This window comes from Mucilaginibacter sp. BGA-UO-ETr-C110 (genome assembly GCF_059567985.1).
This window is the reverse complement of the sequence record NZ_JCAQPB010000002.1, coordinates 2,444,471-2,457,680: the sequence shown is the minus strand read 5'-3', so window position 1 is coordinate 2,457,680 and position 13,210 is coordinate 2,444,471. Positions and strand designations below refer to the sequence as shown.

At 39.5% G+C, this 13,210-nt stretch carries 18 protein-coding genes; 7 read left to right on the top strand and 11 right to left on the bottom strand.

Annotation, left to right across the window (positions count from 1 at the left end; genetic code table 11):
* Positions 1–10: 10 nt before the first annotated feature.
* The 3 genes from AC57BQ_RS10970 to AC57BQ_RS10960 all read right to left on the bottom strand — a co-directional run bounded on the left by AC57BQ_RS10970 (position 11) and on the right by AC57BQ_RS10960 (position 2,208).
* The gene (locus tag AC57BQ_RS10970; protein ID WP_076378187.1) at positions 11–337 is read right to left on the bottom strand and encodes a HesB/IscA family protein; all 327 of its coding nucleotides are present in this window, start codon (positions 335–337) and stop codon (positions 11–13) included.
* 139 nt (positions 338–476) lie between these two features.
* A complete protein-coding gene (gene iscU, locus AC57BQ_RS10965; RefSeq protein ID WP_090468322.1) occupies positions 477–890 on the bottom strand; it encodes a Fe-S cluster assembly scaffold IscU in 414 nt (137 codons plus the stop codon).
* A gap of 106 nt (positions 891–996) precedes the next feature.
* Positions 997–2,208, bottom strand: coding sequence for an IscS subfamily cysteine desulfurase (locus tag AC57BQ_RS10960; protein ID WP_496406317.1), 1,212 nt, complete (start codon positions 2,206–2,208; stop codon positions 997–999).
* Positions 2,209–2,314: 106 nt separating this feature from the next.
* On the opposite strand from AC57BQ_RS10960, the gene mce reads away from it, so the two are divergent.
* Positions 2,315–2,713 carry a methylmalonyl-CoA epimerase gene (mce, locus tag AC57BQ_RS10955; protein ID WP_496406316.1) on the top strand — a complete coding sequence of 133 codons (399 nt, stop codon included), beginning with the start codon at positions 2,315–2,317 and terminating at the stop codon, positions 2,711–2,713.
* Here the strand turns inward: mce and AC57BQ_RS10950 are convergent.
* On the bottom strand, positions 2,710–2,853 hold the full coding sequence (locus AC57BQ_RS10950; RefSeq protein WP_496406315.1) for a hypothetical protein: 144 nt from the start codon (positions 2,851–2,853) through the stop codon (positions 2,710–2,712). The two genes, mce and AC57BQ_RS10950, sit on opposite strands and share 4 nt — an antisense overlap.
* A 72-nt stretch (positions 2,854–2,925) precedes the next feature.
* Between AC57BQ_RS10950 and AC57BQ_RS10945 the strand changes: the two genes are divergently transcribed.
* From AC57BQ_RS10945 to prmA, 5 genes are all read left to right on the top strand, one after another.
* The gene (locus AC57BQ_RS10945) at positions 2,926–3,174 is read left to right on the top strand and encodes a type B 50S ribosomal protein L31 (RefSeq protein ID WP_076378181.1); all 249 of its coding nucleotides are present in this window, start codon (positions 2,926–2,928) and stop codon (positions 3,172–3,174) included.
* 65 nt (positions 3,175–3,239) lie between these two features.
* On the top strand, positions 3,240–4,424 hold the full coding sequence (locus tag AC57BQ_RS10940; protein ID WP_496406314.1) for a GlmU family protein: 1,185 nt from the start codon (positions 3,240–3,242) through the stop codon (positions 4,422–4,424).
* A gap of 87 nt (positions 4,425–4,511) precedes the next feature.
* Entirely contained in the window at positions 4,512–5,276 is a 765-nt protein-coding gene (tpiA, locus tag AC57BQ_RS10935; protein ID WP_496406313.1) for a triose-phosphate isomerase, read from the top strand.
* Positions 5,277–5,415: 139 nt separating this feature from the next.
* Positions 5,416–5,889: a hypothetical protein gene (locus tag AC57BQ_RS10930; protein WP_496406312.1), complete on the top strand. Its 474-nt coding sequence runs from the start codon at positions 5,416–5,418 to the stop codon at positions 5,887–5,889.
* Positions 5,890–5,926: 37 nt separating this feature from the next.
* Positions 5,927–6,763 carry a 50S ribosomal protein L11 methyltransferase gene (gene prmA, locus AC57BQ_RS10925; protein ID WP_496406311.1) on the top strand — a complete coding sequence of 279 codons (837 nt, stop codon included), beginning with the start codon at positions 5,927–5,929 and terminating at the stop codon, positions 6,761–6,763.
* 102 nt (positions 6,764–6,865) lie between these two features.
* On the opposite strand, the gene AC57BQ_RS10920 is transcribed toward prmA, so the two are convergent.
* Together AC57BQ_RS10920 and AC57BQ_RS10915 are read right to left on the bottom strand one after the other, a co-directional pair.
* Positions 6,866–7,519: an NAD(P)-dependent oxidoreductase gene (locus AC57BQ_RS10920; protein WP_496406310.1), complete on the bottom strand. Its 654-nt coding sequence runs from the start codon at positions 7,517–7,519 to the stop codon at positions 6,866–6,868.
* 54 nt (positions 7,520–7,573) lie between these two features.
* Positions 7,574–7,981 (bottom strand): Rrf2 family transcriptional regulator, encoded by a 408-nt coding sequence (locus AC57BQ_RS10915; protein ID WP_496406309.1) that lies wholly within the window; start codon positions 7,979–7,981, stop codon positions 7,574–7,576.
* A 308-nt stretch (positions 7,982–8,289) separates the two neighbouring features.
* Between AC57BQ_RS10915 and AC57BQ_RS10910 the strand changes: the two genes are divergently transcribed.
* Positions 8,290–8,631 carry a helix-turn-helix domain-containing protein gene (locus AC57BQ_RS10910; RefSeq protein WP_076378169.1) on the top strand — a complete coding sequence of 114 codons (342 nt, stop codon included), beginning with the start codon at positions 8,290–8,292 and terminating at the stop codon, positions 8,629–8,631.
* Positions 8,632–8,660: 29 nt separating this feature from the next.
* On the opposite strand, the gene AC57BQ_RS10905 is transcribed toward AC57BQ_RS10910, so the two are convergent.
* The 5 genes from AC57BQ_RS10905 to AC57BQ_RS10885 form a co-directional block, all read right to left on the bottom strand.
* Complete coding sequence (locus tag AC57BQ_RS10905; protein WP_496406308.1) at positions 8,661–9,779, bottom strand: GNAT family N-acetyltransferase; 1,119 nt, start codon at positions 9,777–9,779, stop codon at positions 8,661–8,663.
* An 83-nt stretch (positions 9,780–9,862) separates the two neighbouring features.
* Complete coding sequence (locus AC57BQ_RS10900) at positions 9,863–10,063, bottom strand: hypothetical protein (protein ID WP_090468302.1); 201 nt, start codon at positions 10,061–10,063, stop codon at positions 9,863–9,865.
* A 130-nt stretch (positions 10,064–10,193) separates the two neighbouring features.
* Positions 10,194–10,745 carry an SMC-Scp complex subunit ScpB gene (gene scpB / locus AC57BQ_RS10895; protein WP_496406307.1) on the bottom strand — a complete coding sequence of 184 codons (552 nt, stop codon included), beginning with the start codon at positions 10,743–10,745 and terminating at the stop codon, positions 10,194–10,196.
* A gap of 121 nt (positions 10,746–10,866) precedes the next feature.
* Positions 10,867–11,991, bottom strand: coding sequence for a cyclic dehypoxanthinyl futalosine synthase (mqnC, locus tag AC57BQ_RS10890; RefSeq protein WP_496406306.1), 1,125 nt, complete (start codon positions 11,989–11,991; stop codon positions 10,867–10,869).
* A 603-nt stretch (positions 11,992–12,594) separates the two neighbouring features.
* On the bottom strand, positions 12,595–13,140 hold the full coding sequence (locus AC57BQ_RS10885) for a DUF6843 domain-containing protein (RefSeq protein WP_496406305.1): 546 nt from the start codon (positions 13,138–13,140) through the stop codon (positions 12,595–12,597).
* Between the last annotated feature and the right edge of the window lie 70 nt (positions 13,141–13,210).

The following is a 13,210-nucleotide window of genomic DNA, read 5'->3' as shown; positions in this document are numbered from 1 at the left end:
GATATTAAAATTATACAGAGAAGCTTTCGCCGCAACCGCAGGTACGACTGGCGTTAGGGTTATTGAATGCAAAGCCTTTTCCGTTAAGTCCGTCAGAAAAATCAAGTTCTGTACCGGCAAGGTAAAGGAATGATTTCATGTCAAGCGCAAAACGGATACCCTGGTCTTCAAAAAACTGGTCGCCTTTTTTCTCTTCATTATCAAAATCAAGATTATAAGATAAACCTGAACAGCCACCACCCTGAACAGAAACACGCAGAAAGTAAGAGGCATCAAGTCCTCCATCCTGCATCAGGTGATCTATTTTGCTTTTTGCTTTTTCAGTTATTGTTACCATTTTATTCTTTTTAGTATCAAGTAAGTAGTATCGTGTATCAAGACAGATGTCCTGCAAATACCTTACCATTTTTTATTTCAAGTAGTTAGTCAGTCAATACCAAAAATCGTGATACCTGATACTAACTACTTGCTACCAATTAATGATGTACTTTTTCGCTTGCAATTGGCGCTAAGCCGTTTTTTACGCGGAAATCATTGATTGCCGCTTTGATAGCATCCTCTGCCAAAACTGAGCAGTGAATTTTTACCGGCGGCAATGCCAATTCTTCAACGATATCCATGTTATCGATCTTCATGGCATCGTCAATGCTTTTGCCTTTTAGCCACTCTGTAGCTAATGATGAAGAAGCGATAGCCGAACCGCATCCGAAAGTTTTAAATTTTGCATCGGTGATAACATTGTTATCATCAACCTGTATTTGCAAACGCATTACGTCGCCGCACTCAGGTGCACCTACTAAACCGGTACCTACTTTGTGACTGCTTTTATCCAAAGTGCCCACATTGCGGGGGTTAGTATAGTGATCGATTACTTTATCTGAATATGCCATTTCTTTATGTTGTTATACGTAATACGTTTTACGTACTACGTTGTTTTTAACGTTTAATTTTATTTTCAAAACGTATCACGTTAAACGTAATACGTATAACTTTTTATTAGTGTTCTGCCCACTCAATAGAGTTAAGGTCGATACCTTCTTTAAACATTTCCCAAAGTGGTGATAGTTCACGCAGGTGGGTAACCGCTTTTTTGGTTACTTCAATAGCGTAATCAACTTCTTCTTCGGTTGTAAACCTGCCTAAACCGAAACGGATAGACGAGTGCGCCAGGTCATCTGATAAGCCTAAGCTTTTCAGTACGTATGATGGCTCCAGTGATGCTGATGTACAGGCAGATCCTGATGATACGGCAAGATCTTTCATAGCCATCATTAAACCTTCACCTTCTACATATTTAAATGATATGTTAGCTACATGTGGCAAGCGGTGTTCAACGTTACCGTTTACATAGCTTTCTTCCAGCACGGTTAATTCTTTTTGCAATTTATCGCGTAAAGCTGAAAGGCGTTTTGCTTCGCTTTCCATTTCTAAACCGCAAAGCTCACAAGCTTTACCTAAACCAACAATACCGGGAACGTTCAAGGTACCTGAACGCATACCGCGTTCGTGGCCACCACCGTCCATTTGAGCGGTTACTTTAACACGCGGGCCTTTACGGCGTACGTATAAAGCGCCAACACCTTTAGGGCCGTATATTTTATGTGCCGATAAAGCCAGCAGGTCAATACCATCAGCATTAACATCAACCGGTATTTTACCAACAGCCTGGGTAGCATCTGTCATGAACAAAGCACCGTGTTTGTGGGCAATAGCAGCAATTTCTTTAACCGGCTGTATTACGCCGATCTCATTATTACCATACATGATCGATACCAGGATGGTTTCGGGGGTCATGTTACTTTCCAACTCTGCCAGATCAATTAACCCGTCTTCTTTTACCGGAAGATAAGTAACCTTTCCTCCCAATTTTTCTACGTGTTTGCAGGCATCAAGCACAGCTTTATGTTCTGTAACAGTAGTGATAATGTGGTTACCTTTATCTTTATACATTTCAAATACACCTTTAATAGCAAGGTTATCTGATTCAGTAGCGCCCGATGTAAAAATAATCTCCTTGTCTGATGCGCCAATTAATTTGGCCACCTGCTCACGTGCATAATCAACACCCTCTTCAGCCACCCAGCCAAAGGCATGGTTACGGCTTGCTGCATTACCGAATTTTTCGTTAAAATAAGGTAACATAGCTTCCAGGACCCGAGGATCCATCGGAGTTGTTGCATTATTATCTAAATAAATTGGGATATTCATATCTTAAGTATATTAACAAGAACAAAGATACGCAAGTTTTTAGTTAAATTCATTCAAAATAAACGGCAAATTATTAATCCTGACCATTAATTTACAATATTTGGACATGAACAAAGTGGAGCATATAGGTATTGCGGTAAATGATATTAAAATAGCAGGGAATATATATGAAAAGCTACTAAATACAGGCGTTTATAAAACAGAACTGGTGGAACAGGAGGGTGTAGAGACCGCTTTTCTGAAAATCGGCCCCAATAAGATAGAGCTGTTGCAGGCTACACATGCTGATAGCCCGATAGCTAAATTTATAGCAAAAAAAGGAGAAGGGATACACCATATTGCGTTTGAGGTGGATGATATTGAAGCCGAAATGCTGCGTTTAAAAAATGAAGGTTTTATACTGTTAAGCGATAAACCAAAACCGGGTGCTGATAATAAACTGGTATGCTTTGTGCATCCAAAAAGCGCAGGAGGGGTATTGATTGAATTGTGCCAAAGTATTTAGTAGCTTGGGCTGTTATCAGTTTGCAGTTTAAGTGCTAATGTAAAATGCTCACTTTCAATAAGTTTTAAAGCAGATATGAACGGAGCTTTTTTTAAATGCAAACCGCTCACTGCAAACTGGCTCACTATTTTAAATACCATTTTGTTAATTCCGAAAAAAAAATTACATTTGCGCCTCTTTTAAAAAGTACAGAAGGTATAAGTTTATATATAATGAAAAAAGATCTGCATCCATCAAACTATAGATTAGTTGTATTCAAAGACATGTCAAATGACTATTCTTTCATAACTAAATCTTGCATCGATACCCGTGAATCCGTAAAATGGGAAGACGGTAACGAGTATCCATTAGTGAAATTAGAAATTTCTCACACTTCGCACCCTTTCTACACCGGTAAAATGAAACTGGTTGATACTGCAGGTCGTATTGATAAATTCCGCACACGTTACAACAAGAAATAATTACTTGTTGAATTAAATATTTTCAAGTCGCCCGATGTATCGGGCGACTTTTTTATTTTTGTGCCATGTCTATTATCTTTTTTGACGATAACGCACGCCAAACGCTACTGCCCCTTACTTATACCCGGCCTGTGGCCGATCTGCGGATAGGTATATTAACCATAGCCGAAAAATGGGCAAAGCATTTAAATACAGATCATTCTTTTCATACCGCTGATTATTTACAGGCCAAGTATCCTGTTAAGATCGAAGCTGATAATTTATTTATAAACGGTGCTGTTTGTCCGGATGAAAACCTGCTGGAGGCTGTTGATAAGCTGCAAACAGGCCAGGTACTTCAATATAACGAGCAATTGCTGGCGGTAAGGTTAAACCAAACCGATGCGATTAACTTCAACCCGGAAGCCAAATTTGACAATATTGTCAACTACCCAAATCTTTTTGTCGCTATCCGTTATCCTGAAGATATTTTCCGGAAAAATGATATTGAACTGCGAAAGGATTTTCAATTGCTTACCAAAGGTCGCACAAGCGCTACCATAAGTGCCACAAACGTCATTATTGGTAACGATTTTTTTGCTGAAGAAGGTGCAGTTGCCGAATGTTCTACATTTAATACCACCAACGGACCCATATACTTATCAAACGATACTGAAGTTTGGGAAGGTACTCACATTCGCGGCGCTTTTGCCATTTGCGAACACTCACAGATAAAAATGGGCACAAAGATCTACGGCGCCACAACGGTAGGGCCATATTCGCGTGTAGGAGGCGAGATTAACAATGCGGTGATCTGGGGTTATTCGTCCAAAGGGCATGAGGGGTACCTGGGCAATTCAGTACTGGGTGAGTGGTGCAATATTGGAGCCGATTCCAATAATTCCAATTTAAAAAACAACTATGCGGAGGTTAAGCTCTGGGATTATAGCACACAACGTTTCCGTAAAACCGGGTTACAGTTTTGCGGCTTAATCATGGCCGACCATGCCAAATGCGGTATCAATACCATGTTTAATACGGGTAGCGTAGTAGGTGTGGGGGCTAATGTTTTTGGCGCGGGTTTTCCGCACAATTTCATAGCCGATTTTTCATGGGGGGGAGCAGCGGGTTTTGAGGTTTATATGCTCCATAAAATGCTCGAAACCGCTCAGAAAGTTTTTGAACGCCGTGAGCACCGCACGTTTGATCAAACTGAACAAGACCTATTGAAGCGAATATTTGAATTAACCGAAGAATACAGAATATTTTAAGAGGATATATTTGTAAAGATGCATATTTGCGTCTTTTAATTTAAACTCTCCAACTCAACTCAATAAAACAATCAAAAAAACACCATCATGAGAAAAAAAATTGTTGCCGGTAACTGGAAAATGAATCTTGACTACAACGAAGGTTTAGGCGTATTTTCTGAGATCATCAACATGGTAAAAGATGAAGTAACCGGTACACAGGAAGCGGTTATCTGTAGTCCTTTTATCCACTTACATAGCCTGGTACAATTGGCAAAAGGGTATAACAAAGTTTCTTTAGGCGCTCAAAATGCTCATCAGGCCGAGTCTGGAGCTTATACCGGCGAAATATCTGCCAAAATGATCAAATCAATAGGTGCAGCTTATGTGATTCTTGGTCACTCAGAACGCCGCCAGTATTTTGGCGAAAACAATGAATTGCTTGCTAAAAAAACAGATACCGTATTAGCAAATGATCTGCGCCCGATATTTTGTATTGGTGAAACCCTTCAAGAGCGCGAAGCCAATCAGTATTTTGATATCATTAAAAGCCAACTTGTTGAAGGTGTATTTCATTTGGATGCCGCACAATTTTCAAAATTGGTTATTGCCTACGAACCTGTTTGGGCTATCGGTACAGGTGTAACAGCATCATCAGAACAAGCGCAGGAAATTCATGCTTTTATCCGCAAGGAGATCGCTGCTCAATACAACCAGGAAGTAGCTGATAATACCACTATTTTGTACGGCGGTAGCTGTAACCCTAAAAACGCGCCGGAATTGTTTGCTCAACCAGATATTGATGGTGGTTTGATAGGCGGCGCTTCTCTTAAATCGCGTGATTTTGTGGATATTGTAAAAGTATTCAATTAATATTTAGATAAAGGGGGGTGAGATATGGGTATGGAGCGTGAAATCGAATGTCTTGATCTCAAACATAAATAAATATGTAATGTTAGATCAAAATAGGAAATTTGATATCTCAATCTCATATCTCCATACTTAAATCTAAATGAGAAAGCTATTAAAAGTTTTATTACCGGTTTTAATTGATTTCGGAATTTTCTGGGCGATAATGGAGTATAATATGCCCACTCATCCCATGAAACTGATCGAGATTGGAGACGGTAATTTATACAGCTTAATGGCTTACTTTCATCTTTTCTGGCCTTTGTTGCTGGCTGTTGGTGTTTTAACCCAATACCTGATCGTTGTGCCCTTATGGGATAACCATGCTGTAAAAAGCTTTAAAGCGCGCTTAATAATCGGGATATGTATCTCAGTGGTTTGCATTGCTTTCGCGGGTTCCATCAGCTATATTATATGGGATCAGGCCGAAGGAACAGCGCCTTTTTATAGCTTTTGGTGGTATCTTTCAGAGATCCAGCTTTTTTACTGGGTTTTTACCTTTGTGATCCTGTTTTTGATCGACCGGCGTAAGTTTGTTAAAACAGTAACACCAGCAGAAATTGAAAGTCCTGCATAAAGACCCATCAGGATAACCATTTATCCAATTAACTATCATGAACTATTACGAATTACTTTTTACGACCATCACTACCGAAGATTATCAGCAGGATCTGCTGATCAACGCTTTGGGCGAGATTGGTTTTGATACTTTTGAAGAGCTGGAATTTGGTTTCAAGGCATATATTCCTACTGACGATTTTGATGAACAACAACTGAAGGAGCACTTGTTGCCCTATCAGGAAATGTTCACTTTTAGCTATGAAATAACCCTGATTCCGCAAAAAAACTGGAATGAAGTATGGGAAAGTAATTTTGAGCCGATAGAGATAGGGGATAAGATATATGTACGCGCTACTTTTCACCCGGCAAGGCCTGAGTTTCCTTATGAGATCGTGATCGATCCGAAGATGGCTTTTGGAACAGGGCATCATCAAACCACATCTATGATGCTGGAGTTGATATTGGAAAATGATTTTGCAGGTAAAAAAGTGCTGGATATGGGTTGTGGTACAGGTATCCTCGCTATAATGGCCGCGAAACTGAATGCTGCCGAAATTACGGCTATTGATTATGACCCGGTATGCTACGATAGCACTATTGAAAACTCGGCCCTTAACCATGTAAGCAATATCATCCCATTGTGTGGCTCAAAAGAAGCTATCCCCAATGAACAGTATGATACTATCCTGGCCAATATAAACCGTAATATCCTGCTTGATCAAATGGAGCGCTACGCCCAGGTATTAAAGCCGGGAGGCGAAATTTATTTCAGCGGTTTTTATGAATCGCCGGATTTGGAGATCATTACCGACGAGGCACGGAAACATGGCTTAAAATATATCACCCATAAAAAAACAAATGATTGGGTAGCCGCCAAGTTTGTAAAATAGATTTTTATTCTTTTTAATTTGTCATCCTGAACGTAGTAAAGGATCTATTAGCGAACCGGCTGATACCTCGTTGCACCCAGGATGACAGATAAAAAAGAATTATTAGTAACCTAAAGTAAACCTGCGTTTTATAAACTGATTGTTTTCCAGTTCGTTAATAACAGCTACTGCAAGGTCTTCAATAAGAATATTATTTTCTCCCTTTTCATTAAAAACAGGCTGATCGGTACCTAAACGGAATTTCCGGGTGGGTTCGCCATGTGCATCGGGATGCATATTTATTGCCGGACTTAAAAATGTCCAGTCCAGATCTTCTTCTTTACGGATGATGTTCAGATAATCACGGGCTGCCGATGCGCCGGGTTTGTAGGCTGCAGGAAAGTTTGGAGAATCAACCAATTGAACACCGGGAGTGATTTCCAGGCTTCCGGCTCCACCGATAACCAACAAACGTTTAACGCCTGATTGTTTTACCGCCTGTTGAATAGCCTTAGAACCAGCAATAAAATCATCATAAATGTTGGGGTTTGCCCAACCGGAGTTGTAGGCGCTTACTACCGCGTCATGACCTTTAAGTACTTCTGCCAGGGCATCAATATTGAATATATCAACGGCCTTTAGTGTTAGTTTATCATTGGTTATATCCAGTTTTTGCGGATCGCGGGCAATAGCGGTTACTTCATAGCCGCGTAATAACGCCTCGTTTAAAATGGTTTTGCCTACGTTACCGGTGGCGCCTATCAGTGCTAATTTCATAATGGTTTTGTTTTTATATGTAATTAAATTTGTTACAGTTTTGTTTAAAAAAAATTATTTAAATTTTTGACTGAAATCAGCCAGGGTAATTTTTGTTAATTTACTGATGATGGCCGTATCTACTTCAGCCGCTAAAGCATCCAGGTGCTGATTGATCTGTCGGCCAACAGCGCAAGCAGGGTTGGGGAGGTTTTTAGCGTGGCCCAATGCCGGATGGCTTTTTACAGCCTTATATACATCAGCCAAGGCAATGTTATGCGGAGCTTTCCCTAGGCTGTAGCCACCAGTTTTTCCTTCTTTACTGTTAATCAAGCCGTAATTGCGCAGGTTACGTATCTCTTTACGTACCAATGCCGGATTAATGTTGATACTGCCAGCGATATATTCAGACGATAAAAGCTCACCATTGGCGTGATCAAGCAGGGTGAGAATGTGGATGGCTATCTGAAATTGTCCGTTCATCTGTAATTAAAAATATTACAGTACAAATGTAGAACTTATATTTTAATTGATAAGGATTTTTGATTATATTAACGTTAAATTACGTTGTGCTGATAAATAATAACTTAATTAAGAATTAATGTGCTGATTTGATGATTGTTAAGAATGCACTTTTGTGAGACGAAATGGCCTTAAACGAATACTGTTTGAAAAAGTTTCACTTATAAATAAAAAAAAATGCAAATTAGTTGATAATTAGCGTAATAATAAATACTATTGCAAAGTAATTAACTTTCACGAAACCTAACTATTACTATTATTAAACTCACATGAAAACACTTGGGAAAAAAATCAGACTGTTACGTCATCAAAAAGGGTGGAGCCAGGAAGATGTTGCAAAACGATTGGATATCTCTATTCCGGCCTTTTCGAAGATTGAAACCGGAATAACTGACATCAATTTATCGAGGCTTGAACAAATTGCAACTTTATTCGAAATGTCTGTAGTACAGCTTCTTACATTTAATGATGCCGAGCAGGATCAAAAATTTGTTAATGAACTTGAAACCGTTAATAAACGGTTGATGGATCGGGAAACAGAAGTTATCGATCTGCAAAAAAAGGTGATTGAACTATTTGAAGAACTAAGACATTCAAAAGCTACTGCATAATTTAAGGCCCGGTGTAATGCCGGGCTTAGTTAAAAAATGTAACGCATTGTTAAATGCTTTTTGCCAAATGTAGCCCCAACTGCACTGTGTATGGCAATCATTTTCTCATTAAAATCTCCAACCCAGGATAATTCCAGTTCGTCATATTGCTTTAAGGGTAAAACATATTCCTTTAATTTGATAAATATGGCCGACTCCAAACCATGCTTCTGAAATTTTTGTTTGGTGCCCATTACGATGGCTCGCATGCGGGATACACCCTTCCACCGGTAATACAAAAATTTGAGTTTGCCTATAAAATTTAACTTTCCGTTAAGTGGTTTGAGCATCTGATTAGCGTCTGGCAAAATGATGATAAATGATGCTGGTTCATCATCGATGTAAGCAAACCATATCAGTTTTTCGTCCATCAAGGGTTTCATTTTCTCAAAACTTTCGGCTATGGTAGCGTGTGTTATAGGAACAAAATTTTCAAAATCACGCCAAGCATCGTTATATATCTCTATAAAATCGGCGGCAAATTTCTCCATTTCCTTTACCTTGAAATGCCTGAAATCATAACCTGTTTTTTTGATCACCCAATTGGCAATTTTGGTAAATCTTTCTGAAAATGGTTTGTGTACATCTAAATGATTGGTGATCTGCTCATAGAGTGTTTTAAAACCATATGATTCAAAAAAAGCCTTATAGTAGGGGGGATTATAATTCATCCCATATGAAGGATGGGTAAAACCCTCAACCAGTAAACCCCAGAAATTATCGTTCTCTCCAAAATTAATAGGGCCGTCCATGGCTTGCATACCGTTATCCTGTAGCCATTTTTTAGCGGTATCAAATAGTAAAAAGGCAGCATCCTGGTTATCAATACATTCAAAAAAGCCCATGCCGCCTGTCGGCTGTTCATAATGATAAGCTTTTTTGTTATTGATAAATGCCGCAACGCGACCAATTAACTGGTTATTATCATCGGTAAGTATCCAGCGGGTACATTTTCCATCCTGATGAAAATTGTTTTTTGCCGGATCAAATACGGCCTCTATATCATTATCAAGTGGACAAACCCAGGTTTTATCATCTTTATAAATAATGCGGGCTACGTTTAAGAATGCTTTTTTTGTGCTTGTGTCTTTTACTTCTGTAATAGTCATAGGGATGTTGCTGACGGCCAAATATAAAAAAAAGCATCCAGGGCATGCCTCTGAATGCTTTTTTAAAATTTGTATCTTAAAAATTAAAAGTCGTCGTCGTCGTCGTCGTCAAAAGATTCGTACCCTCCTCTGCCCAAATCATCATCTAGGGGTTGGTCATAATCGTCCTCATCCTCGTCAATCACCTTTTTCTTTTTCGGGGTAAGCGATTGATCATCATCGTCATCATTTTCGTCTTCTGAGTTGTCGATCTTTTTAGTGCTCGGTTTTTTTGGCGTTCCCATTGTAACGGATTTTTTTAGTAAAACTTTATCAATATAATTTAAATTGGCCTTAGGTTACTTTTTTACTTCTGGCGGCTAATTCAGTAGTAAAAATAATTAAAATCATTTTTATTAAAAATATCTTTTAAAATTATTCTGTTTGTTCGCCTATGGTTGCGGTATTAGTCGTAAAATCCTTAATTTGAGGTAATTCATCAATGCTATTTATGCCAAAATAGTCCATAAACATGTTGCTGGTGCCATATAAAATCGGTTTTCCAACGCCTTCTGACTTCCCAATGATGGCAATCAGTTCTTTTTCCAGCAATTTTTGAATCGAGTAATCGCAATTTACACCGCGTATCTGTTCAACATCAGTTTTGGTTACCGGCTGCTTGTAGGCAATAATGGCCAGTGTTTCTAAAGCGGCCTGACTTAATCTTTTTTTGGAACGCTGTAACTGTAGCAAATTAATAACCGGGTGATATTGCTTTTTGGTCAGAAACTGGTACCCATTGTTAATTTTGACCAACTCAATAGCCAGACTATCAGCACTGTATTTGTTTTTGATAGCGGTTAAACTTTCATTGACTTCATCGGTAGTAAAATCGCGCTCAAACGCAGCCTGAAGGCAGTACATGATCTCCTCCATACGAATACCCTGTTCCGACGCGAAAATTAATGCCTCTATATGATGCTCCATTTGTTCAGTTTGCAGTGTTCAGTTTTGCAGTTAGCAGTATTCAGTTTGCGGTTTGCAGTGATCAATTTGCGGGATATATACTATAATTGCTAACTGCAAACTGAATACTGCCAACCGCCTACTAATAATTTATAACCTGTTCTTCAATTTCGGCGGGAACGTCGCGCCAATCGTATTTTTGTGTACGCAGTTGTGGCTCAAAACCAGCTTCTTTGATCGAATCCTGGATGCCTTTGGCTGTAAACCGGTGTGGCGCACCCGCAGCAGATACCACATTTTCTTCGATCATGATAGATCCAAAGTCGTTGGCGCCGGCATGTAAACAGATCTGCGCCACCTGTTTACCTACGGTAAGCCATGAGGCCTGTATATTCTTGATATTAGGCAGCATAATACGGCTCAGCGCTATCATGCGGATATATTCGTCGCCGGTTACGTTATTGGTGATGCCACGTACTTTACGTAATAATGTGCCATCATCCTGGAAAGGCCAGGGGATAAAGGCCACAAAACCATGGGCACCTTCTGGTTTTTCGGCTTGTACCTCGCGGATCCAAACCAGGTGTTCAAAACGCTCTTCGATAGTTTCAATGTGCCCAAACATCATGGTAGCTGATGTAGGTAGGTTAAGCTGATGGGCCGCACGCATTACATCCAGCCACTCCTTACCGCCGCATTTGCCTTTAGATATCAGGCGGCGAACCCGATCGTTCAGTATCTCGGCACCGGCTCCAGGCAATGAATCCAGGCCGGCTTCCTTCATGGCTCTCAGTACATCAATATGAGCCATACCTTCCAGTTTGGCTACGTGAGCGATCTCCGGCGGACCTAAGGAATGCAGTTTTAGCTTAGGATACAGCTGTTTCAATTCCCTGAATAAGTCGGTATAAAATTGAAGACCCAGATCGGGGTGATGACCGCCCTGCAGCAACAATTGATCGCCGCCATAGCGGAAAGTTTCCTCGATCTTCTTTTTATAAGTCTCAATATCAGTGATGTAACTATCCTCATGGCCAGGCCTGCGGAAAAAGTTACAGAACTTACAATTGGCTATACAAACATTGGTCGTGTTCACATTACGGTCAATCTGCCAGGTAACCTTACCATGCGGAACCTGTTTTTTACGCAGTTCGTTGGCGGTGTACATCAAATCGGCGGTAGAGGCATTGTTATACAGGTAAACCCCTTCGTCCTGGGTTAAAAATTCAAACCGCAAAGCGCGTTGCAACAGATCGGCTGTGTTCATTTAACAAAGATAAAGTTTTAGATGATGAATAGTTTCATGTGGATTGTAAGATTGACAAATTAATGAGTTTGCTGTTTTTGAAAAGAATTTTTAAGATCCTTAACCTCTTAAATAAATTTACTCAAAAGAAACCTTTTTAAACCTCTAATTTTAACACTTTTCGACTCAAAAACAACCTGAAAACGGCTCAAAATTCATTCAAAACCATCGATTTTAACACTTTTTAACAAATTTTAACACGGTTTTGATGTGTTTTTGAAACTTTAAAAAGTATTAAATGATTGATTGTCAAATAACTGAATGTAAAATGGCCTATTTTTGTTGCCTTTTTATCCTTAACTAAACAGCCCGGTTCTCTTGGATTGGAGAATCGGGCTGTTATTTTATACAATATACGAAAATTTTGAGGAAGATTTGGTGATATAGGTGCGAAATCTTTGCAGCAGGAAACAACAGTTCAATAACCTCCTCCCTGCCACCACTCTTACAGCCGCACCCCTCCCGTGGGGGAGGGAACTAAAAAATCCCCTCTTTCCGCCGAAGGAAAAGAGAGGGTGACCAAGCGCAGTGATGGTCGGGTGAGTTGGCTTTTGCAATCGTTGCTTATTTTACTCGCTGATTTATATTACACTTAGCCCGCATGTTAATCAATTTTTGATAAGTAAAGTCTTCGGCCGTGATATGAGTGGCTATTATTTCTTTCATAAATGGTTCTTCATTTAGACTATTAAAATCCTGGGGTTTACAAATGGTAATGATCTGTATACCTATAGTATCTTTGGATTTCGGGAAGTTGATGGTCATGCCGTTTCCATAAAACGCATAGATCATATTGTGATCTAAGGATGTTTTATCATCCTGAAAGGGGATGCCTGTAATTTCAATTAGTTTCCCATTTTTAGCCTTATAGAAGAATGTTTTGTTGATTATACCATATGTTTCCTTAAACTTCGTGATCAATATACCAGATTCCGGGATCGAATAAATTCTGTAGCCCTTTTCATCGTATTGCCTGGGCGTTCCATTTTTTAGATTGCTAAAGATGTATTTGTTACCAGGGTAATTGGCAGAAATTAAATATTTTTCTTTCTCTGCAAATTGGCATGAGGTAAGAAATACAATGAAACAGAATACACTTCTCTTTAGCATTCTATAATGGGTATTAGGAAAACAACAGTTCGATAAACCCCTCCCTGCTACTGCTCCGGCAGCCGCACCC